A 22,536-nucleotide genomic window follows, 5' to 3' on the forward strand; every position below is an offset into this window, starting at 1 on the left:
ACCGTCGCGCATCCACATCGGGTGGCATCAACGGCTCCGCCGCGTTCCCCGTCTGGCTACAGATTTCAATCAACATCCGCAGCGCGGAGAGATGCGTTTTGCCTCTTGACAGGAAGAAGCCATATCAACGTTGCCGATAACCTGCACGCAGCGGTATGCGGCTGCTGGCTGGCGGGGTAAAGTGAGCGAAGCGAACCCCGCCAGACAGTGGCCGCATGCCGTTGCGTGTCAGGTTGATTGGCATGTTAGACCGAATCATGCCCATCTGCGGACCTCACGCAAGAACTGCGTGTACTCCTCTCCGAACTTTTGCTGAAGGAACCGCTCCTCGGGCACAATCTGGAACCGATTCATGTACCAAACGAACAGCGGCAGCGCAACAAGCGCCGCGGCGACGTTGGACAGGTACAAGACCACTGCGGCCAGCATCAGCAGCATGCCCAAGTACATGGGGTTTCGTGAGAACCGGTAGACCCCATCGCGAACCATCTTCGTTGATCTTCCGGGGTCGAGCGGGTTGACAGTAGTTCCTTTGCGCCGAAAGGCAACCACACCGGCTACCGCTATGCCGGCGCCTGCTACGGCTAGGAAGATGGCGGCCGCCACTGCATACGGATACTGAATGGTCAGCCCCGGTGTCAGCCGTTCAATTGCGATGGCCAGCAGCGCGGCGACAACGAGCTGCGCCAGGGGCGGAATCTTCAGTTCGAGAGCAGCCACGTGTGTCCCATTCGGTCTAACGTTGAAACTGAGGGGAGCTGCGCAGCAGCGTCCGCTCTTGCGAAAGGTTCTCTGGAGCCAATGCGGTGCAAAACTCAACGGTCTTCGAAGTTGCCTGTTTTGCCGAAATCCAGCCCCTTAAGGCTGTTACGGCTACGCTGCGTTGCTGGCTCGTCCGCACCAAGCTCGCTTGTGCGTGCAAGCCTGCTACGCAGCGCAAGCTACCAGAATTATTGAGCTGTATAAACATACAGGTTTTCTGTAGACTATTGGCCCTTCCCGAGCAGTGGCTCAAGGGAACTTTTTTGTGTGGCGACAGACGCCTGTCGCCCGAAAAAACCCTGTCGCCAGCAACAGGCAAGGCGACTAGCTTCTAAGTGCTTGTCGTTGCTTGTGTATTGCGCTATAAACTGGATAAACATACAGTATTAACAAATCGGCATTTTGGCGCAGGGCTGGGCAGCACTATAGCCCCGGGCGGTCACTTTTTGACACGCTTTGAAGGGAGGACGGGATGGGCAGTAACCCTCAGAATGGGCTGGGCTCAAGCCTGCCGCCTTTGAAGGCGGTGAAGGTGCTGGACCAGTTGCGAGAGCGCATTCGGTACCTGCACTACAGCCGCCGCACCGAGGAGGTGTATGTGCATTGGTGCCGAGATTTCATTCGCTTCAGCGGCGTGCGGCACCCGGCTACCTTGGGGGCGGCAGAGGTAGATGCCTACCTTTGCTCTTTGGCCGTTGAGCGGCGGCTGTCCGTCAGCACCCATCGCCAAGCTTTGTCGGCCTTGCTGTTTTTGTACACCAAGGTGCTGGGCATGCCCCTACCCGGTGCAGACAACTTGCCCAGGCCTCAGCCCAAGCGGCGGCTGCCGGTGGTGCTGAGCCGGGAAGAGCTTGCCGCCGTGTTTGGGCACCTGAGTGGCCAGCACTTGCTGCTGGCCCAATTGCTTTATGGCACCGGCTTGCGCATCACCGAGGGGCTGCAGTTGCGCGTCAAAGACCTGGACTTCGCCCATCGCACCATCATCGTGCGAGAAGGCAAGGGTGGCAAAGACCGAGCCTTGATGTTGCCCCAGAGCTTGGAAACCCCGCTGCGCCGCCAACTGGCCTATGCCCATGAGGTGTGGGCGGCCGATGCGGCGCAGGGCAGATCAGGGGTGGAAATGCCCAATGCGCTGGACAAGAAGTACCCTCGCGCCGGGGCCTCCTGGGGCTGGTTTTGGGTGTTCCCGCAAGACCACCACAGCACTTGCCCTCGCAGTGGGGTGGTCCGGCGCCATCACCTCTATGACCAAACCTTTCAGCGCGCCTTCAAGCGCGCGGTTGAAGCGGCCCAAGTCCACCGGCCAGCCACCCCACACACCTTGCGCCACTGCTTTGCCACCCATCTGCTGCAGGCTGGCTATGACATCCGCACCGTGCAAGACCTGCTGGGCCATAAAGATGTGTCCACCACCATGATCTACACCCATGTGCTCAAAGTAGGCGGTGGCGGGGTGCGCAGCCCTTTGGATGCCTTGGTGGCGTAATAGATTAGCCCCTCATTTCCCCTGCTGTTCCAGCCATGGCGGCCCTTCAGCCAAACCTACAGTCAAGGCACCGTGCCCACGGGTACGCCCTTGCCTCGGAAGGCTTTCACCATGGACCTGCCCCGCATTCACATTGCCATCATGCAGCCTGCGGGCTACGTGCACTCACTAGGCTTTTTGGACCAAGCTCGCTATGCGCGCTACCAGTTTCGCCGCATGGGCGCTGAGGTGACGCTGGCCAAGAACCGGCTGCGTGAAGACGCGGTGAACCTGGTATTTGGGGCGCACCTGGGCTTTCCTAAAGACTGGCAGCAGCGCCATACCTGCATCTTCTTCAACCTCGAACAACTGGGCCAAGGCGGCGCCAAGGTGAATGAAGACTATTTGAACCTGCTGCGCCATTCGGCCGTGGCTGATTACGACGCCGACAACGTGGCCGCCTATGCCAGCGACCCGGCCGATGTGCCCCTGGTGCCGTTTTTGCACGCGCCATATTTGGACGGCACCTCGGCGCCGCCCCTGGAAGAGCGGCCCATTGACCTGCTGTTTTTTGGCAGCATGAACCCGCGCCGCCAAGCCTTTATCCAGCGCGTCGAAGCCTGCGGCCTGAACGTGGCCACCTTTGACTACCCGCTCTACGGGGCCGAGCGTGACCATTTCATCCGCCAGTCCAAAGCGGTGCTGAACTGCCACTTCTACGAGACCAGCAAGTTCGAGCAAGCGCGGGCCTTTCATACCTTGTCGCTGGGCACGCCTTTTGTGTCAGAGCGCACCGCCCGCACCGTGGCCCCGGCCGCTTTTGAAGACGCCGTGACCTGGGTGGACGACGCCAGCTTGGAGCACTTCTTCACCAGCCAGTTCGCCACCCCCGCTTGGTTTGACCAAGCCCGCCAGCAACTGGACCGCTTCACCCGCCATGACCCGATCGAGGCCTGGGCCGACCTGCTGGCCTTTGCCGCCGGCTACCACCAGCAAGTGGAGAGCCAGCGCAGCGGCCTGCCTTGGCAGCCCACCAGCATGAACCTGGGTTCGGGCAAAGACTACAAGCCCGGCTGGCTGAACGTGGACATCTTGGCCCGCGCCCAGCCCGACATCGTGCTGGACCTGGGCCAGCCGGTGCAACTGCCCCTGCACACCGCAACGCTGGGTGGCGGCGAGGTGCTGCTGCAAGCTGGCAGCCTGGAGCGCATCTATGCCAACAATGTGCTGGAGCATGTGCCCGACCTGCCCTGCCTGATGACCAACCTGCTGGCTCTGCTGCAAGACGGCGGTGTGCTGGACATTGAAGTGCCCTATGAAAAGGCCTTGACCGCCTGGCAAGACCCAACGCACCTGCGGGCCATGAACGAGAACTCTTGGCTGTATTACACCGACTGGTTCTGGTACCTGGGCTGGTTTGAGCACCGCTTTGAGGCCATCAAGACCGGCTGGCTGGACACCCAGTTGCAGCCCTGCGCCAAAGAACAGGCTGCCTTCATGAAGCTGAGCCTGCGCAAGATCGAAACCTCGCTGCGCGAACGCACCGTGGCGCGCACCATGCGGCCCGACTTTGGTGGCGTGCAAGACGACATGCCGCCAGAGTGGCTGGACGACCTGGCCGCGCTGGACAACCAAGCCAGCACCTGGCCCGAGTTGAGTGCCACAGACGAAGCCGCCACCACCCCAAACGCCCGCCACGCCGTCCACGCCCAAGTGGCCTGAGCGCCGCCTGACGCACACGCCCTGAAAGCAGCCCACCATGCCGCATTGCGCCATTTGCGACCACCACGTCGACGCCTGGACCCCCTACCCGCTGACCCACCTGCGCAGCGAGTTCATGAAGCTGATGCAGCCCGTGGGCTCCGACGCCGCCGTCTACCAATGCCCCCACTGCGGCTGCACCGACAGAGACCGTCACCTCTGGCTCTACCTCAACACCATCGGCCTGACCCAACAACTGCAGGGCGCGCGCATGCTGCACATTGCGCCGGAGATCCGCCTGGAGCCCAAGTTCGCCGCACTGGGCTTGGCCGAGTATGTACGGGGGGATCTCTTCCCCAGCCGCGCCGGTGTTCAAAAGGTGGATGTGGAGCGCATGAGCTTTGCTGACGAGTCGTTTGACCTGATCGTCTGCAACCATGTGATGGAGCATGTCAGCTCACCCGAGCGGGCTTTGGCCGAGTTCTTCCGCTGCCTCAAACCCGGTGGCGTGTTGATCGCCCAAACCCCCTACACACCGCTGTTGAAGAAAACCTTCGAGATGCAGAGCAACCCTGAAGGCGAATTCAAGCGGATCTTCTACGGGCAAGACGACCATGTCCGCTTGTTCGGCAACGACATTGCGGGCTACTTCCACGCCGCAGGGTTCAGGGGTGAGCTGTATCCGCATGACGCGGTGCTGGGCGCCTGCGACAGAGAGGCCATGGGCATCAACCCGCGTGAGCCCTTGTTCCTGTTCTCCAAACCGGCCGCAGCCGCCAACGACACCGAGGCCTGCCGCGCTGCAGCCTGACGAGGCCACGCCATGCCTGCCGCCCAGCCCACCTTTCTGCTGTTCTCCGGTCACAACGACCGGGCGGTGGTGGCGCTTTGCCGCTTTTTTTCACAGCAACAACTGCCCTTTGTGATCGTGGCTAGGGGCGCGCAAGACGCCATCTGGCGCACCGTGTGGGCCGCCCAGGTGGTGATGAGCCGCCTAGACAAGCACTTAGACGTAGGCCTGTTTCGGGCCGCCGTGCAGGCCAGCCAGCAGGCTAGCTTGGTGTACTGCCCCACCACCGAGTTCATGAATCAGTTTGTGCTGGACCAACGCCCTGCCCTGCAAACCGTGGGCCTGCAGGTGGGCCTGCCGGCAGCGGCGGTGTATGCCCAGCTGACCAGCAAGCTGCACAGCACAGCGGTGGTGCAAAGGCTCACGGGCATACGCCCGCCGCCCGACATGGCCTGGACGCACCTGAAGGCACCCTGTGTGCTGAAGCCGCGCCACAACGTCAGCGGAGCCCAGGTGCTCTACCCGCAGCTCTGCCGCACGCCAGAGCAGCTAGAAGCCGCCCGTGCAGGGCTGGACCCCGCGCAGTGGTTTGCCCAAACCTGGGTCGAAGGGCAAAGCCACTACCTTTGTGGCTACTTGGCCCGCAGTGGCGAGCGTGCCAGCTTCTGGCAAGACAACCTGCTGCAACAGCCGGGTGGCAAGTCCATGGTGCTGGCCCGCAGTGGCCGCAACCCCGGTGTGGATGAAGAGCGGCTGTTCAACGGCCTGCACGCCCTGGGCTTTCATGGCCCCTTCATGATGGAGCTGATCAGCGACGCCCAAGGCACGCTGCACTACATCGAGATCAACCCCCGCTTCTGGGGCCCGCTGCAACTGGCGCTGACGGCCTGCCCCCGCTTGCTGAGCCTCTTCGCCCGCGACCACGGTGCCACGCTGCCCGAGCCACCGCCCCCCGCCCCCGGCCCGCATTGGTATGCCTGGGCGCAAGGCGCGAGCCAAGGCGACTGCCGCCGCTACCCCCATGCCGAGGGCCTGGCGGCGGAAGAGCTGCTGCGCCAACACGATGTCTATGCCGCCCCAGACACACAGGCCTTGCATGCCTGCTACTGACGACTGAAAGCACCCATGATGACCATGGCCCCTCCTCCCGAAACGCGTTCACTGCAGCGCCTGATGCAAGCACACAGCAAGCACAGCGACTACCAACTGCTGCACCCCAGCCTGAGCGCGCTGCTGGGCCACTTGCCCCAGCCCATGGGCAAGCACGAGGCCCAGCGCCAGCGCTACATGGGCCAGCAGTTGTTGCTGCGGGGCTTGAGCGTGTTGGACATTGGGGCCAACACCGGCTACTTCAGCTTTGCGGCCCTTGAGGCCGGCGCGGCGCGCGTGGTCAGCCAAGAAGGCAATGCCGAGCACGCGCACTTCATTGCCCTGGCCGCTCAAGGCCTGGGCGTGGACGACCGCCTAGAGGTACGCCCGCACTACTACAGCTTTACCGACCCCGGCGCCGAGCATTTTGATGTGACGCTGTGCCTGAATGTGTTGCACCACCTGGGCGACGACTTTGGCGACCAGGCGCTGAGCTTGGACGAGGCCAAAGCGCAGATGCTGGTGGCGCTGAACCGCCTGGCCCGCCACACCCGCCACCTGTGGATGCAACTGGGCTTCAACTGGAAGGGCGACCGCCACCGGCCGCTTTTCACCCAGGGCACCAAGGCCGAGCTGATCGACTTTGTGCAGCAAGGTGTGCAAGGCCATTGGCGCATTGACGACATGGCCGTGGTCAACCCACAGACGCGGGAGTACGAGCCCATCGACGCCCACAACCTGCAGCGCTTCGACAGCCTGGGCGAGTTTTTGAACCGCCCACTCTTTCGGCTGACCAGCCGGCATGGGTGAACGCATGGCCCGAAGCTGGGACAAACACGGCCTGATCTACGCCCCCAGCGGGCAACATGGCTTTGACCAAAGCCACTGCCACAAGCCGACGCCACTGCAGGTGGACGAGCACACGCTGCGGCTGTACTTTGGCACCCGCTGCGCCAAGGGCCAAACCCGCACCACCTTTGTGGATGTAGACGCCCAAGACCCCAGCCGCGTGAGCTATGTGCACGACCGGCCGGTGCTGGACCTGGGCACGCTGGGTGCTTTTGATGACTCGGGGGCCAATGTCTCTTGTGTGGTTCGGGTGGGCGAGCGGGTGTACATGTACTTCATCGGCTGGAACCCCAGCACCACGGTGCACACCCGCAATGCCATTGGCCTGGCCATCAGTGATGACAACGGCCAGACCTTCACCCGCGCCTATGACGGCGCCGTGCTGGACCGCAGCAAAGACGAGCCCTTCTACACCGGCGCGGTCGACGTGATGAAGACCGACGACGGCTTTTTGATGTGGTACACCAGCGGCAGCGCCTGGAAGCTCATCAACGGCAAGCCCGAGATTTTTTATCACATCAAGTTTGCCCACTCGCGCGACGGCATCGACTGGGTGCGCGACAACGTCACCTGCATCCCACCCGCCCATGAGTTTGAGGCCACGGCCCGGCCCAGCGTGATCTGGCGCGACGGCCTGTTCCACATGTGGTACAGCCGCCGGGATCTGCGCGAGTTCCGCCTAGACCCCAAGCGTGGCTACCGAGGCGGCTATGCCACCTCCAGCGACGGCCGCCATTGGCAGCGCTGCGATGAAGAGCTGGGCTTGGAGGTGTCACCGAGCGGCTGGGACTCCGACGCCATTGCCTACCCCTATGTGCTGCCGCAAGGCGCACGCGACCTGCTGTTCTACAACGGCAATGGCTTTGGCCGCACCGGCATGGGCTGGGCCAGCCGCAGCGCCTGAGGCGCTCCCGCAGCCAAGCCCGCTGAGGCGCTTGGCCTCAGGCCGCCGCGCGCGGCGCAAGCCTCGACTCGACCGGCATGACCTGGGGCTGCGCGGTGCGAATCACCTCGGCAATGCGGGCCACATCGTCATCGCTCAGGTCCGGATAAATCGGCAAGCAAATCACCTGTGAAGAAGCCTTGCGCGCATGGGGCAAGCCCCGAGCATCGGCCGAAGGCAGGCCCCGGTACATGGGGAAGTCGCTGATCAGCGGGTAGAAGTATCGGCGGCCATGGATGCCCTGGGCCTTGAGCAAGGCATAGAGCTCATCACGGCTGAGCGGGAAGTCCTCTTGCACCAAGATAGGAAAGTAGGACTGATTGGCCTCGGTGTCCGGCGCGGGCTCAGGAATGCACAAGCCCCGCACATTGGCCAGCAGGCTGCGGTACTGCGCGTCGATGGCGGCGCGGCGGCCCACAGCAGCGCGGATGTGTTTGAGCTGCAAGAGCCCCAGCGCCGCATTGAACTCGCTCATCTTGCCGTTGATACCAGGCGCCACCACGGTGACCTCGTCCACAAAGCCAAAGTTCTTCAGGTGGTCGATGCGCTGCTTGGTGCGCGCGTCGGGGCAGATGATGGCGCCGCCTTCAAAGGTGTTGAACACCTTGGTCGCATGAAAGCTCAGCACCGACAGATCCCCAGCGGTGAGGATGCTGCTGCCATGCTGGCGCACACCAAAGGCATGGGCCGCGTCGTAGATGACGCGCAGGTTGTAGTTGTCGGCAATGCGTTGGATGGCCTCGACATCGCAGGGGCGGCCATAGCAGTGCACCGGCATGATGGCCGTGGTCTGTGGCGTGATGGCGGCCTCAATCTTGGCCGGGTCCAGGTTCATGGTCTCGGGGTCGATGTCCACAAACACCGGCTTGATGCCGTTCCACAGCAGCGAATGCGCCGTGGCCACAAAGGAGTAAGGCGTGGTGATGACCTCGCCCGTGATGCGCAGCGACTGCAGGGCCGTGACCAGCGCAATGGTGGCATTGGCAAACAGGGCGATGTGCGGCACGCCCAGGTGTTCACACAGCGCGGCTTCGAGCTGTTTGTGGAAGGGGCCGCCGTTGGTCAGCACCTTGGAGTCCCAGATCTGCTGCAGCGAGGGCAAAAACTCCTCCAGCGGCGGCAGGTGAGGCTGGGTGACGTAGATGGTGGGGCGAGTACTGCTCATGGGGTGGTCCTTGTCTCCAGCGCTCAGGCCAGGGCAGCGGCCGCCGGGGCCGTGGCGGCGGCGGGCTGCTTGGCAGCCGCCGTGGTGGAGGGATGGCTGGCCAGCAGGCCCAACCAAAAGCGCGTGAAGGCCTGGTGCAGTTGCGGCAGGCTGGTGCCGTGTTCTTGCACCAAGCTGTAGAAGGCGTCCATCACCGGATCGCCCTCGCCATACAGGGCCAAACAACGGCGCACGGCCAAGGACACCCCTTGCACGGCCTCTTGGGCGCTCAGGCGTTGCTCTTGCCAGGCGTGCAGGGCCATGGCCGCCCACACCAACATGCAGACGCGATGGCCGTGGGTGCCGACGCTGCGGGTGTTTTGCTCGTCGTGCTGGCGGAACAGGCTTTGGTGGTCGCGCACAAAAATGGCGGGCGCCAGCTTGACAGCCTCCAGCACCGCGCTGATGTCCATCAGGCCGTAGTAGCTCAGGCCCTGGGCCGGCGGGCGCGGAAAGGCCAGCGCCGCCTCAGCCGAAAAGACCAGGTTGTTGAGCTCGCCCACCCAGTTCTCGCCCCTGGGCACGGTGCTGCGGAACATCAACTCCGCATCCACCGGCACGCGGTGCAAGGGGCTGGCTTCGACGAAGTCGGGCAGCGGCAGCGTCCAAGCCGGTTTGCCGTTGGCCGGGCCCAGCCAGCGCGGGGTGATGCTGACGCTGTAGCGCCCGGTGGCATGGGCTTCAACATGGTGGCGGTAGAACTCGGGGTAGATGAGGTCGTCATCGAGGTGGAAGTGCACCAGCGGCGTTTGGCCAGCCCAGAGGTCGATCAGCCGCTCGTGGTTGCGCCGGGCATTGCAAGGGCCGCGCACCACGGTGATCTGCAATTGCTGCACGGCGGGGCCGTAGTGACCGTCGCGGATCAGGCGGGTGATCTCGGCCTTCGGGCTGTCGTCTGAGACGATGACCTGAAAGTCTTTGAAGCTCTGGCGCGCCAAACCGCCAAAGACCTCGCCCAGGAAGTCTTTCTTGTAGGCCGGAATCAGGGTGGTGATCAGAGGCATGGTGCTGTTCAGTGAGTGGCTTGGCGGTGGTGGGCCACAAAGCCCGCATCCAATTGGCCGCACAAGGTGTGGATGGGCACAAAGCCCGGGTGTTTGGCCATCAGGCGCTCAGCGGCTTGCGCAAAGGCCTGCGGCAGGCTCCAGCCCGTATGGGAGTTATGGAACAAGGGCAGGCGCACGATGCGGGGGAAGACGCGGTGCTGGGCAATGGCCGTCAGGCACAGGTCGGTGGCCCAGAGGTGCCAGCCTTGGGCCGGGTCGATCTGGTGCAGGCTGTCGCGCGACACAACCACCGCCACTTCATCCAGCGACAGCGCGCTGTCTGAGGCCGCATGGTCGGCTTGGTGCAGGCGGTCGATCACATGCCCAGCGGGCACGGGCTGATGGGTGTCGGGGTGCACGGCCATGCCCACAAAGCCGATCAAGGTCTGGCGGCGCTGCTCCGGCGGAACCGCCGCCAGCACCGCATTGAGTTGTTCGCCAAAGCCCTGCGGAAAATAAACATCCTGGTGGGCTAGCAGCACCCAGTCGGTGTCGCAATGCGGCAGGCTTTGCGCCAGGGCCTGGGCAGGGTTGAGCGCCTGGCGGCAAGAGACGATGCGCGCCTGCACTTCGGCCAGGCCGGGCGAGGCCTCGACATTGGCCCGCAGCTGCCGCTCTTCGGTGGTGGGCACCACGACGGTGAAGCGGGCCGGGCCTGCCTCACGCGGCGCCTGCGCAAAGCTGCGCTGCGCGCTGATGATGAGGCGGCGCATGCGGTGCACCACGTCGGCGCTGCCGCTGCCCACGCCCACCGCCTCAGCAGCCTGGCGCACGGCGCGCTCCAGCGCGGGGGCCTGTGGCGCACAGCGGTGGTGGTCCACCAAGGTTGGCATCCAGCCCGCGTCCATCAGGGTCTTGTAGGCACTGGCCGGGGCTTGGCGGGCCAGCGCCTGTGCGGCGTCTGCCCCTGCGCCTTCGGGGCTCTGGTCGGCCTGCAGCAGGTGGGTGATGTGTTCCAAGCTGGCGGCGTTGTCCAGCGCCAGCACCAGCATGGCCCCGGGTGTGCAGGCAGGCGACAGGCTGGCCAGCAAGGCTGCTGCGCCGGGCACTGCCACCCAAGCGGGGCTCAGCAGCACGAGGTCAAAGGGGGCGGCCTGCCCTGGCCAGGGCCAAGCCTGCGGGTCGTTCAAGGCAGCCAGCGGCAACAGGGTGTGCACGCTGGGCAGCCCAGTGGCCGGTGGCTGATCGCCAGGCAGGGTCACGCCCACCCAGCAGGCCTCAGGGAAGCGGCTACGGTGGGCCTGCGCCTGCTGGCAGGCCTCCAACCCGAGGGCCAGGACACGGTCAGCATGGGGCAGCGCAGCCTGCCATTTGGGGTCAGCGCCGGGGGATGCGGCAGAGGCCGCTTCGCCCACCACGACCAAGGTGGTGGCGGCTGCGGTGGCACTGCCTGCGGCAGGCGCCACGGGCTGGGACGTAGGGGTGGCAAGGGTCTGAGACATGGCCTGATGATCCCCGCGAGTGGCCTTGCGCAATCGGCCGAGTTGGCCGCGTTTTGCGGGGGAGATTGGCCGGTCTGACCGGGCGTTCCCAGGCCTGAAAGTGGCCCTGGATGACAGGCTTTGTAGGAATTTGTCTGACAGGGTGTCAGGCGATAAGAGGACTCAAGCCGTGGAAGTGAACCGATGTTTCCGGCTTGTTTCGGTGCTTACAGTTCAACCCATCGCAAGACGAAACCCCTCACGACAGACCAACCCCCAAGGAGCACGAACATGGAAACCACTCAAATCCTCGCCGAAATCCGCGAAGCCAACCTGTCCTACCTGATGCTGGCCCAAAGCCTGATCCGCTCGGACCGCGAACAAGCCCTGTTCCGCCTGGGTGTGTCGGAAGAGACGGCCAACATGATCGCGCTGCTGACCCCGGCACAGATGATGAAGATTGCCACCACCAACACCCTGCTGTGCCGCTTCCGCATGGATGACGACCTGGTCTGGGGCTTGTTGACCAACCACGGCAAGGCCGCTGCCAATGACAGCGTCTCTCGTCTGCATGCCTCGATCTTGCTGGCCGGCCGCCACCAAGAAGCTGCATAAGCTCTGGGCCTGCGGGTCGCTTCAGAAGTGATCCGGCGCTGGCCCGGCTTCCCAACTCAATATCGAATCAAGTAGGACGGAGAACCACCATGGCACGCACCAAGAGCATCCTGACTGAAGCCAAGCAAATTGAGCGCGCGGTCACCTTGATCAACCTCGGCGCCCGCTTGCAGGTGTTGGAGTCAGAGACGGATCTCTCTTACGAGCGCTTGCTGCGCTTGTACAAGGAAGTGTCGGGTCGCAGCCCCTCCAAAGGCCAGCTGCCGTTCTCTACCGACTGGTTCATGACCTGGCAGCCCAATATCCACGCCAGTCTCTTCTTGAACATGCACGAGTATCTGAACAAGACCTCGGAGATGGAAGAGATTGACACCGTCATCAAGGCCTATCAGTTGTACATGGAGCAGACCTCTGCCCAGAACCTGGAGCCCCTGCTGTCAGTGACCCGCGCTTGGCGACTGGTGAAGTTTGTCGACAACGGCATGCTGACCATGACCAAGTGCACCAAGTGCGGCGGCCACTATGTGACCCACCCGCATGAGATTGCCAAGCATTTTGTCTGCGGCCTGTGCAACCCGCCCGCCCGCGCTGGCAAGGGCCGCCAAGCAGGCGCCCTGCAGATGCCCAGCACCGGCCGCCGCATGGCCGCCGGAGAAATCTGCGACGTGCATTGAACGTTCTGTGACATTTGACGGGTTGATCGCATCGATCTGCATGACGCACACTTAAGGCGTTGGCAAGGTGGCCGATCATCCTGTCAGTGAGATTTGGTTGAACTTGTTTGTCTCCTCCTAGCACAACCCCTGTGCTTTCAGGCGGGATCCTCCGGATCCCGCCTTTTTTCTTTGGGCGTCTGAAACGCACGCTTACACCTTCATGCGCTGCAACGCCTCAAGCGCATGGGCTGCATGGTCGACAAACAAGGACACACCCATTTTTGCCGCGCGCCTGCTACCCCACAGCGGCACGCGACTGATCACAAGGAATTTGTCCATGACCGGAAATCTGGCTCTGGAAGTCATGACCCGGCGCATGGCCGACCTGCCCGCCCTGCCCAAGGCGGTGACCGAAGTTTCCCGCGCGCTGCAGCGCGATGACCTCTCCACCACGCGCTGCGTGGAGCTGATCGAAACCGACCCCGCCCTGGCCGCTGCCACGCTGAAGCTGGCGAACTCGCCGCTCTACGGTTTGTCTGGACGCATCGGCTCCATCAACGACGCCGTGCGCATGTTGGGCCTGCGGGCCGTCTCCGGCCTGCTGACCACCGTCGCGCTGCGCCGCGCCTTTCGCATCGACCCCAAGGTCAACTTCAAGGCCTCTGAGTATTGGCGCCATGCCTTTGCCACCGCCTTGCTGGCCCGCTCGCTGGCGCGCCGAGGTGACCTGGACCACAACGAAGCCTTTGTCACCGGCTTGATGCATGACGTGGGTCAGTTGGTGTTGGCCACTTACTACCCCGTTGAGGCGGGCAAGGCGATTGCCCTGGCGCAAGAGGAAGACCTGAGCGCACTCGCCGCCGAAACCAAGTCCATGGGCATGGGTCATCCGCAGATTGGCGCCATGCTGGTCAAGCACTGGTACTTTCCGGTGCGCATTGAAGTGGCCATTGCGCAGCACCATGAGCCCCAGCCTTCGGCGCAAGGACGCTGGGACCATTTGGGTGCAGTGATCCACGCTGCTGAGGCTTTGGCCCATGCGCTGGATGCCGGTGGCACGCTCAAGGCCGCCATTGCCGCCATGCACCCGCCCATCTGGCGCGAGCTGGCCATGAGCGAGGACGAGGCGCAAACACTGCTCAAGGACATCGAGCAAAGCCTCAAAGAGTTCTCTGCGGCCATGAGCGCCTGAGACTAGCCCTCAACTCTGGCCACAGCTGGCCGAAGAGGGCCGACGACATCAGCGGCGGGCGTGTCCCGCCGCTGTCGCGTCTGGAAGGCAGGAACTAGGGGCTTTCTGAGGCGCTTTCCACGACGTTTGCCGTCTCAAGCCGCGTAAGACTCTGACCGATATTCCTCACAGGGACTCCCGCGAGTCCGCATTCAGGATCAACTGAAACGAGAGACTCATGTTCGTCATCATAGGTTGGGTCGTTGTGCTGGGTTGTGTGTTCGGTGTGTTCATTGCACACGGCGGCAACATGGGACCGATCATCAAAGCTCTGCCCTGGGAAATGGCCATGATTGGCGGTGCAACGCTGGGCGCGTTCATCGCCAACAACCAGATGACGGTCATCAAGTCGACCATGGCCGGTCTAGGCATGTGCTTCAAAGGCAGCAAGTACACCAAAGACCGCTACATGGAGTTGCTCGCACTGATGTTTGACATCTTGCAAAAGGCGCGCAAAGAAGGCCTGATGTCCATTGAAAAGGATGTCGAAGACCCTCACAGCTCACCGCTGTTCCAAAAGTACCCCGTTGTCGGCAATGACCACCATGTGACGGAGTTCGTCACCGACTATCTGCGCATGATGGTCTCGGGCAACTTGAACGCACATGAGATCGAGTCGCTGATGGACAGCGAGATCGAGACCCACCACCACGAGGCCCACGCCCCTGTCGCGGCCATTCAACGCATTGCCGGTGGTTTGCCCGCCTTCGGGATTGTGGCCGCCGTGCTGGGTGTGGTGAAGACCATGGGCTCGGTGGGTCAACCGCCGGCTGTGCTGGGCGCCATGATCGGCTCGGCCCTGGTGGGTACCTTCCTGGGCATTCTGCTGGCCTATGCGTTTGCCGAACCCTTGGCGGGCTTGCTAGAGCAAAAGATCGAGGAGAGCGGCAAGGAGCTGCAATGCATCAAGACCACGCTGCTGGCCTCCATGCAGGGCTATGCGCCGCAGGTTGCGATTGAATTCGGCCGCAAGGTGCTGTTCTCGACGGTCCGCCCGACGTTCGCTGAGCTTGAAGCTCACGTGAAGAAGAAATGAATATGACCCCCACGACGAGCTTGGGACGACCCGACGCCGGTCAAGGAGCCCACCATGGCGGGTGATGCAAAGAAACTGCAACCGATCATCGTCAAGAAGATCAAGAAGGGCGGCCACGCAGCACACGGTGGCGCCTGGAAGATCGCATATGCCGACTTCGTGACGGCGATGATGGCCTTCTTCTTGCTGATGTGGCTGCTGGGCTCCACCACCGAGGGCGACAAAAAGGGCATTGCCGATTACTTCCAGTCGCCGCTCAAGGTGGCGCTGGGTGGCGGCTCTGGCGCGGGCGACGCTTCGCACGTGATCAAGGCCGGTGGCGAAGACCTGACCCGCTCGGGTGGCCAGGTCAAGAAAGGCGATGTGGAAGCCAAGCGCAAGACGTTCAACTTGGCGGCCCTGAAGGCTGAGCAACGACGCGCCGAGATTGCCAAGCTTGAAGAGGTGAAAAACACCATTGAGGAACAGATCGCCGCCAGCGAACGCCTCAAAGCCTTGAGCGGACAGCTGCGACTGGACATGACGCGCGACGGCCTGCGTATCCAAATTGTGGATGAGCAAGAGCGGCCCATGTTTGACTCCGGCAGTGCCGTGGTCAAACCCTATATGCGCGAGCTCTTGCAGGCCATTGGCGAGATCCTGACCGAAGTGCCGAACTTGCTGACCTTGGAGGGGCACACCGATGCGATTCCCTTCCCTGGGGGGGAGCGTGGTTACAGCAACTATGAATTGTCGGCAGACCGCGCCAATGCGTCGCGGCGCGAGCTCTTGGCCGGGGGCCTGGCCGAGAAGCGGGTGCTGCGGGTTCAAGGCCTGGCCTACAGCCAACCCTTCAAGCCGGAGGACCCTGCCCACCCCAGCAATCGACGCATCAGCATCATTGTGATGAACCGCGATGCCGAAGACCGTGTATTCCGTCCCAATGTGGAGCCCGAGGCCCCGATCGAAGAGCCTCAACCTCCCACTGTTTCCAACCGATAAACGCACAAGACCATCTCGAGGACACCATGAGCACCACCGATCTGAAATTTCTTGTTGTTGATGACTTTTCGACCATGCGTCGCATCGTGCGCGGCCTGCTCAAGGAGATGGGCTGCAACAACTGCGAAGAGGCCGAGGATGGCGCCGTGGCGCTGAACATGCTGAAGACCAATAAGTACGACTTTGTGGTCAGCGACATCAACATGCCCAATATGAATGGCTTTGAGCTGCTCAAGGCCATCAAGGCCGAAGACTCCCTCAAACACCTGCCGGTGTTGATGGTGACCGCCGAGGCCCGCAAAGAAGACATCGTGCTGGCCGCGCAAAGCGGTGCAGCAGGCTACATCGTCAAGCCCTTCACCAAAGCCACGCTGGAAGAGAAGGTCACCAAGATCATGCAAAAGTTCGGCACCCCCGCCTGAACTCGCCAGGGAGCAGCAACATGAAGATGGAAAACATGGCGGCCTTGAGCCCCAGCACTGCCTCAGACCCCGGCGCTGTCTCGGCCGACGTGTTCCAACAACTGGGCTCGCTGACGCGGCTGCTGCACGACACCATGCACCAGTTGGGCGTGATGCCCCAACTCAAGGTGGCCAGCGAAGGCCTGCCCGATGCCCGCAGCCGCTTGAACTTCATTGCCAAGAAGACGGCCGAAGCGGCGGACAAGGTCTTGACCTCGGTGGAGCAAGCCAAGGCCGACCATGCCCACATCACCGAAGCCACCCGCGAGCTGGCCAAGGCCCTGACCAGCGACCCAGTGCGTGCGGTGGCCACGGGCTCAGTGCTGAATTTTGTGGAAGACATCGAGGCCAGTACGGCGCGCATTGATGCCCATCTGACGGACATCATGTTGGCCCAGGACTTTCATGACCTGACCGGCCAAGTCGTGACCAAGGTCATTAGCCTGGCCAATGAGCTGGAAGACCATTTGGTGAAGCTGCTGGTGCAAGTGGTGCCGCCGGACCAAAAAGACAAGGTCGACCCCACGGTGCTGCACGGCCCAGTGGTGGATGCCAAGGGCCGCACCGACGTGGTGACCAACCAAGGCGAAGTGGACGACCTCCTGGCCAGCCTGGGGTTCTGAGCCGAGGTGGCTATCATCGATGCCATGCGCATCGAAATCAGCCCCGGACACCGCCTCTACGTGGACATCACTGGCTTTGGCCAGGTGCCCCACGGCCCTACCCTTCAAGACAAGCCCGTTTTGCTGTGCCTGCACGGCGGACCGGGCTTTGATCATTCCAGCTTCAAGCCCGCGTTTTCAGCGCTGGCCGACATCACCCAAGTGGTGGTGTACGACCACCGAGGCCACGGCCGCAGCGACCGCCGCCCGCGCAAGGAGTGGACGCTGGACACCTGGGCCGACGATGTGGTGCGGCTGTGCGACGCGCTGGGCATCGTCAAACCCATCGTGCTGGGTCAATCATTTGGCGGCTTTGTGGCCCAGCGCTACCTGGCGCGCCACCCCGCGCACCCGGCCAAAGTCATCCTCTCGTCCACCTCGGCGGCCTTCAACCTGCGCCGCAAGCTGGCCATGTTTGAGCGCCTGGGCGGCCCTGGCGCGCGAGACTTGGCCGAGCGGTTTTGGTTGGACCCCACGCCCCAAAACATGGCGGACTATCTGCGCGAGCTGATGCCGCTCTATAACCCCACACCCGGCACCGACCCCGATAGCGGTGCGCGCAAGATCGCGGTGTGGGAGATCCTGGATCACTTTGTGCGCACCGAAATGCCCAGCATGAACTTGGCGCCGGGCTTGGCGAAGGCCCAGTGCCCGGTGCTGGTCTTGGCAGGTGAGGATGACCCTGTGTGCCCTCTGGCCGATGCCCAAGACATTGCCCAAGCCCTGCCCGAGCGCTGGCGCCAGTTTGTGAGCCTGCCGGGCTGCGGCCACGGAACCTGGCGCGACCGGCCCGAGGCCGCCTTTGCCGTGCTGCGCGAGTTCATTCAGTCCTGACTTGCGTGCAGGCAATCGCAGGCAGCCCCGCCGCCATACTCTCGCGTTTTCGCCATTCACTGGAACCACGCCATGAAGACCAAGCCTTTTCTCAGCCACGACGACGTGGTGACCCTGCTCAACGGCGCCCGCGCCGAAGCCCAGAAAAACCAATGGGCCGTGACGATTGCCGTGGTGGATGACGGCGGCCACTTGCTGGGCCACTACCGCCTGGACGGCGCCGCCCCCATGTCCGCCCGCATGGCCCCGGCCAAGGCCCGCACCGCCGCCCTGGGCCGCCGCGAAACCAAGGTCTATGAGGACATGATCAACAACGGCCGCACCGCTTTCTTGAGCGCGCCGGACCTGGACGGCATGCTGGAAGGCGGCGTACCTGTGCTGGTGGACGGCCATGTGGTGGGCGCGGTGGGCGTGAGCGGTGTGAAGTCCACTGAAGATGCGCAAATTGCCAAGGCTGGCATTAGCGCGCTGCTCGGGGCTTGATTTCGCGCGCTGGGGTATTCATCCGCCGGCGGCGGGGCCGATAAAGCCTCATACCGCCAGCACCCCCAGCCATCATGATCGACGCACCTGCCGCTCTGTCCAGCACCCAAGCCATTGCCAAAGAGTTGGACGAAGCCCGGCGCCGGGGGCCACTGCAAACCATCGTCATCCCGCCCAGCCCGGACATCCTGGAGCGCATGCGCAAGGCCATGGCCTCGGCCGAGCCGGATCTCAACGAGATCGCCACCAGCGATGTGGCCATGTCGGCGCAGTTGATCAAGTCGGCCAACAGCCCGGCCTACAACACGGGCCAACCCGTGCAAACCATTGGCCAGGCCATGAACCGCCTGGGGTTGGACATCACGGCGGCAGAGATGACCCGCTTTATCGTCACCCACGCCCTGCCCGTGCGCAGCGCGCAATTGGCCCGGTTTTGGGAGCGCTCCTCCAAGCGGGCGGTCGCCATGGGCTACATCGCGACGAAATTGCCCGGCATGTCTTTGGATGTGGCCCACACCTACGGCCTGTTCTGCCATGTGGGCATGCCGGTCATGCTGCAAAGCGTGAAAGGCTATGCCGGTACCTTGGTCGAAGCCAATGCGCGCATCGACCGCTCGTTCATCGCCACCGAAAACTCCAACCACCGCACCGACCACGCCGTGGTGGGTGCCCTGGTGGCGCGGATGTGGAAGCTCTCGCCCACGGTGATGGCCGCCATCCGCCGCCACCATGACCTGGACATGCTGGGCACTGATGGCGATGATGCCGAGATGCACACCCTGGTGGCCACGGGCTTGGTGGCCGAGCATCTGATGCGGCGCCATGAAGGCCTAGATGCCGACGCCGATTGGAAGCAGCACAAAGAGCGTGTGCAGGCGTGGCTGCTGGTGGACGACGACGAGTTGAGCCACTGGGAAGAAGAGCTGGCACCGCTGCTGGACATTACCTGAGCGCTGAGGCGCTAGTCAGGGCCAGCCATGCCCTCCCCTGTACCCGCGTCAGGCCACCCAGAGGCGAGCAGCATCCGGCTGCAGCGCCAGCAGGGCTTTCGCTGGTTGAACTTCAGCCCTGAGCTAGAGGCCGCTTACCGCCAGGCCACCAAGCCGGTCACTGATCACCAGTCCAACGTCGCGCTTTTCTGCGGATTGGTCATCTGGCTCGCATTCATCGGCATGGACTTGGCTCGGCTACATGGCCGCGCTGCCGAGCTGTTCACCGCACCGGCTCTGCTGACCCTGCTGCAGGTGCGCTTCACGGTGCTGCTTGCGCTGCTGGGTTGTCTCTTGGCACTCCTAGAGAAGCCGCCGCGCTTCAAGCGGCCTTGGGTGGTGGCGGGCATGCTCTATCTGGTGACGTTGGGCGGCACCATCGCCAACGTCACGCACGTCAGCCTGGGGACACCGAACGAGCACAGCGTCCTCATCTTGCTGATGGTGGTGATCTTTCTGCCCCTGGGGTTGCGCCTGAAAGAGGCCTCAGCCTTGGCGCTGCTGTGCTTGGTGAGTGTGCTCCTGGTGGGCCTGCCGATCACCCCAGAGGCCAACCGCGACCAGCTTTACTACCGAGTGTTTTCGATGTTGGTGGCCGCCGTCATTGGGGGCATGGGCGCTTACTTGCGCGAGTATGCCCAGCGCGAGCAGTTCTTGCTGCGCGCCGAACTGGAGTGGCTGGCCCGGCGTGATGCCTTGACTGGGCTGCTCAATCGCCGGGCCTTCAATGAGCATCTGGCCTTGGCGCTGTCAGTGGCCCGCCGTGAACAACAGACCGTGGCCCTGCTGATGGTGGACGCAGACCACTTCAAGCTCTACAACGATGCCTATGGGCACGTTGCCGGCGACCATGCCTTGCAGCAGCTTGGGCAGGTGTTGCAAAGCTCCTGCCGGCGACCCTTGGACCATGCGGCCCGCACTGGGGGCGAGGAAATGGCCTTGGTGCTGTACGGCGTGAATGCGACCCATGCTCAAGCCCTGTGCAAACAGTTGCTGCAGCGGGTTGAAACCTTGGCGCTGGAACACAAGGCCTCGCCCACCGCCCCTCACGTCACCGTCAGTGTCGGGTGCGCATTGTCTGAGCCCCAAGAAGAAGCGTCGCACTTGTACAAGCGCGCCGATGCTTTGCTCTACCAAGCCAAGCGACAAGGCCGGAATCAGGCGGCGGGGCCAGCGTGAGGCCAGCCTGCCTCAGCAGCAGCCGCTGGCGCGGTCAGGCTTTCAGTGCGTAAAAAGCGGGGCCATCGGCAACCCATGCAGGCTCGGTCTCTCGCGTGGTGTACATGAATCGCCAGCCATCGCCGATGGCCTGCACTTGATGGTGGCGGTAGACCAGCACGCTTTGGCTGCTGGGCGCAGTCGGCACCCAGCAGGCGACATCGTCAAGGGTCCAGCCTTGTCCCAGATTGGCCTCCAGCGCAAAGAGATAGCGCCGCCCATCGCCTTGAGCCTGCTCGGCGAAATAGCGATACAGCGCTTGGCGCCCTGCGCCTGGGCGAGCGTAAGCATTGAAGGGGCTGCTCTCCAAGGTCCACCCCGGTGGCACATAGTCACCGCAGACCAGCACGTGGTGGCGCCCGTCGCCCTGGGCCAGCGCCTGGCTGTAGTGCCGAACCGGACGAACGGCTTGGTCGGCCGGCTCGGTGTAGGGCTGCTGCAACTTCTGCAGCACATTGCGAGTGATCGTGCCGATGGGGTTGGCCTGGCCTGTTTGAAACTCCTGCCTCAGCCCAAAGGCCCAGTCCACTGAGCCGGCGTTGAACACTGTGCCGTTGCGCGAATGGATGCTGATAGCGGCCAGCCCGCCAATGGCTGAGACCCCCATCGAAGCGGCCGTGGCAGTCCAACTGGTGCAGTCGGCCAGTGCCAAGATGCGCAAGCCGCTGGGCGTGCCATCGCTCAAGGTGGGGTAAGGCATTTGGTCTGCACCCAGCTCCAGCGCCAGGGCATCTGTTTCGTAGCCCACATAGGGCACACCCAAGGGCGCGTTGAGAGTGAGGTTGGTGCCGGCGAACACCCAGTGCTGGGGTTGTTTGACCAACCAGGGTGTGGGCGGACGTGGTTTGTCACTGGCCCATACCGAGCCCTTGAGGGAGCCCAGGCCAAACGTGGCGTTTTGCGGCCAAGCCGGCTGCAGATCCATCCAATTGATGGTCTTGGTGGCTTCGGTGCCGGCGGTATCAGCCGCGCGAGACTTGAAGCACACCAAGGTGCGATGGGCGGCCCTGCTGCGAACGCCGGGTTCGAAGCGAACCTGCCACCAGCAGGTGTTGGCCCCCAGCACCGCCAGATTGCCGCGAGCAGCTACAAACTTTTCTACAGACTCGCGCATGGGCCGAGACCAGTACTCGTCATGCCCGGCCGTTAGCAAAAGGGGGTATCCGTTCAGTGCCGCGGCGTCCGCGTGCACATCCAGGCTGGAGCAGAAGTCACAGCCATAGCCCTGCGCGGCCAGCCACCGCACCATGGCCAACATCCACGGGTCATTGGCTTCATAGGCTTGGTGCTGCCAGGGGCGGTCAAAGCTCACCTTAGCGGCACGCTGCTGGCCCGTAGAGTTGTAGTCATACAAGCTCTTGCCCCCATAGGGGTTGTAGGCCTGCATGGTGGTGAAGGGGACTTGCACCAACATCTTCTGGCGCCTGGCGTTGGTCGCAGGCCGCACCACAAAGGGAACCTCCACACCGCGGTTGTCTTGCCCAATGCGCACCAAGTACAGACCGCTGGGCCAACTGGCGGGCACCGAAAAGCTGTAACTCGAGGGCCAGCCGCATCCAGCCGATGAGGCATCGGCGGGGACAGTGCGGTTGCGCAAGCGGATGGTGGTGCTCAGCATCGGGATGTCTGCCGCGCCGATGAGCACGACCGTCAGCGGATAAATGACGTCAGCAGTCATCGAGACATGAGGATCGCGACCAAACACGCTGACCGTGCCCGAGCCCGCCCGCACTGAAGTGACGGAGGCGTAGGCCTCCAGCACCCCGCCTGCCGCTTGCGCCGGCCTAGGCCCCAACAGGCCACCCGTCAACAGGCCTGCCCCGGTGCCCAGCAAAACCATGCGGCGGCGATAGGGGGCGGGCTCAACATCAGGGTATGGTTTTACGAAAGAGCGGGCGGGACGTGTCATGAGATACCCCCTTTAAGGTTGAGCCAAGTATGCCTATTTATCCCCTTTGGCAAGTAGCGGAGAAGTACGTTATTGCGAGAAATTTAACAGTAGCCTAGCAGGCTGCTGAAATACCGACCGGTTGTGATGGTCGAGCGAGGCGCAGCGAGGACAATGTGAGCATCTCGATCTGAGAGAGACCTATGCGCGGC

General features: G+C 63.2%; 22 protein-coding genes. 17 read left to right on the plus strand and 5 right to left on the minus strand.

Going from position 1 to position 22,536, the window contains the following annotated elements:
* Positions 1–255: 255 nt before the first annotated feature.
* On the minus strand, positions 256–720 hold the full coding sequence (locus ACIQ3Q_RS19900; protein WP_396270949.1) for a methyltransferase family protein: 465 nt from the start codon (positions 718–720) through the stop codon (positions 256–258).
* A 514-nt stretch (positions 721–1,234) separates the two neighbouring features.
* Here ACIQ3Q_RS19900 and ACIQ3Q_RS19905 point away from each other — a divergent pair.
* The 6 genes from ACIQ3Q_RS19905 (at position 1,235) to ACIQ3Q_RS19930 (ending at position 7,560) form a co-directional block, all read left to right on the plus strand.
* Positions 1,235–2,248: an integron integrase gene (locus ACIQ3Q_RS19905; protein ID WP_396270950.1), complete on the plus strand. Its 1,014-nt coding sequence runs from the start codon at positions 1,235–1,237 to the stop codon at positions 2,246–2,248.
* 111 nt (positions 2,249–2,359) lie between these two features.
* On the plus strand, positions 2,360–3,949 hold the full coding sequence (locus tag ACIQ3Q_RS19910) for a hypothetical protein (RefSeq protein ID WP_396270951.1): 1,590 nt from the start codon (positions 2,360–2,362) through the stop codon (positions 3,947–3,949).
* A 37-nt stretch (positions 3,950–3,986) separates the two neighbouring features.
* The gene (locus tag ACIQ3Q_RS19915; RefSeq protein ID WP_396270952.1) at positions 3,987–4,739 is read left to right on the plus strand and encodes a class I SAM-dependent methyltransferase; all 753 of its coding nucleotides are present in this window, start codon (positions 3,987–3,989) and stop codon (positions 4,737–4,739) included.
* 12 nt (positions 4,740–4,751) lie between these two features.
* Positions 4,752–5,828, plus strand: coding sequence for a hypothetical protein (locus tag ACIQ3Q_RS19920; protein WP_396270953.1), 1,077 nt, complete (start codon positions 4,752–4,754; stop codon positions 5,826–5,828).
* A gap of 24 nt (positions 5,829–5,852) precedes the next feature.
* The gene (locus ACIQ3Q_RS19925) at positions 5,853–6,617 is read left to right on the plus strand and encodes a class I SAM-dependent methyltransferase (RefSeq protein ID WP_396270954.1); all 765 of its coding nucleotides are present in this window, start codon (positions 5,853–5,855) and stop codon (positions 6,615–6,617) included.
* Positions 6,610–7,560 carry a hypothetical protein gene (locus ACIQ3Q_RS19930; protein WP_396270955.1) on the plus strand — a complete coding sequence of 317 codons (951 nt, stop codon included), beginning with the start codon at positions 6,610–6,612 and terminating at the stop codon, positions 7,558–7,560. Before ACIQ3Q_RS19925 ends, ACIQ3Q_RS19930 begins: the two co-directional genes overlap by 8 nt.
* A 37-nt stretch (positions 7,561–7,597) precedes the next feature.
* On the opposite strand, the gene ACIQ3Q_RS19935 is transcribed toward ACIQ3Q_RS19930, so the two are convergent.
* The 3 genes from ACIQ3Q_RS19935 to ACIQ3Q_RS19945 are packed head-to-tail and all read right to left on the minus strand — an operon-like array spanning position 7,598 to position 11,291.
* Entirely contained in the window at positions 7,598–8,764 is a 1,167-nt protein-coding gene (locus ACIQ3Q_RS19935) for a DegT/DnrJ/EryC1/StrS family aminotransferase (protein WP_396270957.1), read from the minus strand.
* A 23-nt stretch (positions 8,765–8,787) separates the two neighbouring features.
* Positions 8,788–9,807: a glycosyltransferase gene (locus ACIQ3Q_RS19940; protein ID WP_396270958.1), complete on the minus strand. Its 1,020-nt coding sequence runs from the start codon at positions 9,805–9,807 to the stop codon at positions 8,788–8,790.
* Between the two features lie 8 nt (positions 9,808–9,815).
* On the minus strand, positions 9,816–11,291 hold the full coding sequence (locus ACIQ3Q_RS19945) for a hypothetical protein (protein ID WP_396270959.1): 1,476 nt from the start codon (positions 11,289–11,291) through the stop codon (positions 9,816–9,818).
* Between the two features lie 270 nt (positions 11,292–11,561).
* Between ACIQ3Q_RS19945 and flhD the strand changes: the two genes are divergently transcribed.
* From flhD to ACIQ3Q_RS20000, 11 genes are all read left to right on the plus strand, one after another.
* Positions 11,562–11,885 carry a flagellar transcriptional regulator FlhD gene (gene flhD / locus ACIQ3Q_RS19950; RefSeq protein WP_396270960.1) on the plus strand — a complete coding sequence of 108 codons (324 nt, stop codon included), beginning with the start codon at positions 11,562–11,564 and terminating at the stop codon, positions 11,883–11,885.
* 89 nt (positions 11,886–11,974) lie between these two features.
* A complete protein-coding gene (flhC, locus tag ACIQ3Q_RS19955; RefSeq protein WP_396270962.1) occupies positions 11,975–12,559 on the plus strand; it encodes a flagellar transcriptional regulator FlhC in 585 nt (194 codons plus the stop codon).
* Between the two features lie 319 nt (positions 12,560–12,878).
* Complete coding sequence (locus tag ACIQ3Q_RS19960) at positions 12,879–13,733, plus strand: HDOD domain-containing protein (protein ID WP_396270963.1); 855 nt, start codon at positions 12,879–12,881, stop codon at positions 13,731–13,733.
* Positions 13,734–13,950: 217 nt separating this feature from the next.
* Positions 13,951–14,808 (plus strand): flagellar motor stator protein MotA, encoded by an 858-nt coding sequence (motA, locus tag ACIQ3Q_RS19965; protein WP_396270964.1) that lies wholly within the window; start codon positions 13,951–13,953, stop codon positions 14,806–14,808.
* Positions 14,809–14,862: 54 nt separating this feature from the next.
* Positions 14,863–15,789, plus strand: coding sequence for a flagellar motor protein MotB (gene motB / locus ACIQ3Q_RS19970; protein ID WP_396270965.1), 927 nt, complete (start codon positions 14,863–14,865; stop codon positions 15,787–15,789).
* 26 nt (positions 15,790–15,815) lie between these two features.
* Positions 15,816–16,211: a chemotaxis response regulator CheY gene (gene cheY, locus ACIQ3Q_RS19975; protein ID WP_396270966.1), complete on the plus strand. Its 396-nt coding sequence runs from the start codon at positions 15,816–15,818 to the stop codon at positions 16,209–16,211.
* A 20-nt stretch (positions 16,212–16,231) separates the two neighbouring features.
* On the plus strand, positions 16,232–16,873 hold the full coding sequence (locus ACIQ3Q_RS19980) for a protein phosphatase CheZ (protein ID WP_396270967.1): 642 nt from the start codon (positions 16,232–16,234) through the stop codon (positions 16,871–16,873).
* Between the two features lie 24 nt (positions 16,874–16,897).
* Positions 16,898–17,746, plus strand: coding sequence for an alpha/beta fold hydrolase (locus ACIQ3Q_RS19985; protein WP_396270969.1), 849 nt, complete (start codon positions 16,898–16,900; stop codon positions 17,744–17,746).
* A gap of 72 nt (positions 17,747–17,818) precedes the next feature.
* On the plus strand, positions 17,819–18,229 hold the full coding sequence (locus ACIQ3Q_RS19990; RefSeq protein ID WP_396270970.1) for a heme-binding protein: 411 nt from the start codon (positions 17,819–17,821) through the stop codon (positions 18,227–18,229).
* A 74-nt stretch (positions 18,230–18,303) separates the two neighbouring features.
* A complete protein-coding gene (locus ACIQ3Q_RS19995) occupies positions 18,304–19,179 on the plus strand; it encodes an HDOD domain-containing protein (protein ID WP_396270971.1) in 876 nt (291 codons plus the stop codon).
* Between the two features lie 27 nt (positions 19,180–19,206).
* Positions 19,207–20,397 (plus strand): diguanylate cyclase domain-containing protein, encoded by a 1,191-nt coding sequence (locus tag ACIQ3Q_RS20000; protein ID WP_396270972.1) that lies wholly within the window; start codon positions 19,207–19,209, stop codon positions 20,395–20,397.
* Positions 20,398–20,431: 34 nt separating this feature from the next.
* Here the strand turns inward: ACIQ3Q_RS20000 and ACIQ3Q_RS20005 are convergent, their stop codons facing one another.
* Positions 20,432–22,276, minus strand: coding sequence for a N,N-dimethylformamidase beta subunit family domain-containing protein (locus ACIQ3Q_RS20005; RefSeq protein ID WP_396270973.1), 1,845 nt, complete (start codon positions 22,274–22,276; stop codon positions 20,432–20,434).
* Positions 22,277–22,536: the final 260 nt, after the last annotated feature.

It is taken from the genome of Ideonella sp. (genome assembly GCF_044358605.1).
GTDB lineage: Bacteria > Pseudomonadota > Gammaproteobacteria > Burkholderiales > Burkholderiaceae_C > Ideonella.

Coding starts and splice junctions, on each gene's coding strand:
- ACIQ3Q_RS19905 (WP_396270950.1), top strand. CDS start 1,235: ATGGGCAGTAACCCTCAGAATGGGCTGGGCTCAAGCCTGCCGCCTTTG.
- ACIQ3Q_RS19910 (WP_396270951.1), top strand. CDS start 2,360: ATGGACCTGCCCCGCATTCACATTGCCATCATGCAGCCTGCGGGCTAC.
- ACIQ3Q_RS19915 (WP_396270952.1), top strand. CDS start 3,987: ATGCCGCATTGCGCCATTTGCGACCACCACGTCGACGCCTGGACCCCC.
- ACIQ3Q_RS19920 (WP_396270953.1), top strand. CDS start 4,752: ATGCCTGCCGCCCAGCCCACCTTTCTGCTGTTCTCCGGTCACAACGAC.
- ACIQ3Q_RS19925 (WP_396270954.1), top strand. CDS start 5,853: ATGGCCCCTCCTCCCGAAACGCGTTCACTGCAGCGCCTGATGCAAGCA.
- ACIQ3Q_RS19930 (WP_396270955.1), top strand. CDS start 6,610: ATGGGTGAACGCATGGCCCGAAGCTGGGACAAACACGGCCTGATCTAC.
- ACIQ3Q_RS19935 (WP_396270957.1), bottom strand. CDS start 8,764: ATGAGCAGTACTCGCCCCACCATCTACGTCACCCAGCCTCACCTGCCG.
- ACIQ3Q_RS19940 (WP_396270958.1), bottom strand. CDS start 9,807: ATGCCTCTGATCACCACCCTGATTCCGGCCTACAAGAAAGACTTCCTG.
- ACIQ3Q_RS19945 (WP_396270959.1), bottom strand. CDS start 11,291: ATGTCTCAGACCCTTGCCACCCCTACGTCCCAGCCCGTGGCGCCTGCC.
- flhD (WP_396270960.1), top strand. CDS start 11,562: ATGGAAACCACTCAAATCCTCGCCGAAATCCGCGAAGCCAACCTGTCC.
- flhC (WP_396270962.1), top strand. CDS start 11,975: ATGGCACGCACCAAGAGCATCCTGACTGAAGCCAAGCAAATTGAGCGC.
- ACIQ3Q_RS19960 (WP_396270963.1), top strand. CDS start 12,879: ATGACCGGAAATCTGGCTCTGGAAGTCATGACCCGGCGCATGGCCGAC.
- motA (WP_396270964.1), top strand. CDS start 13,951: ATGTTCGTCATCATAGGTTGGGTCGTTGTGCTGGGTTGTGTGTTCGGT.
- motB (WP_396270965.1), top strand. CDS start 14,863: ATGGCGGGTGATGCAAAGAAACTGCAACCGATCATCGTCAAGAAGATC.
- cheY (WP_396270966.1), top strand. CDS start 15,816: ATGAGCACCACCGATCTGAAATTTCTTGTTGTTGATGACTTTTCGACC.
- ACIQ3Q_RS19980 (WP_396270967.1), top strand. CDS start 16,232: ATGAAGATGGAAAACATGGCGGCCTTGAGCCCCAGCACTGCCTCAGAC.
- ACIQ3Q_RS19985 (WP_396270969.1), top strand. CDS start 16,898: ATGCGCATCGAAATCAGCCCCGGACACCGCCTCTACGTGGACATCACT.
- ACIQ3Q_RS19990 (WP_396270970.1), top strand. CDS start 17,819: ATGAAGACCAAGCCTTTTCTCAGCCACGACGACGTGGTGACCCTGCTC.
- ACIQ3Q_RS19995 (WP_396270971.1), top strand. CDS start 18,304: ATGATCGACGCACCTGCCGCTCTGTCCAGCACCCAAGCCATTGCCAAA.
- ACIQ3Q_RS20000 (WP_396270972.1), top strand. CDS start 19,207: ATGCCCTCCCCTGTACCCGCGTCAGGCCACCCAGAGGCGAGCAGCATC.
- ACIQ3Q_RS20005 (WP_396270973.1), bottom strand. CDS start 22,276: ATGGTTTTGCTGGGCACCGGGGCAGGCCTGTTGACGGGTGGCCTGTTG.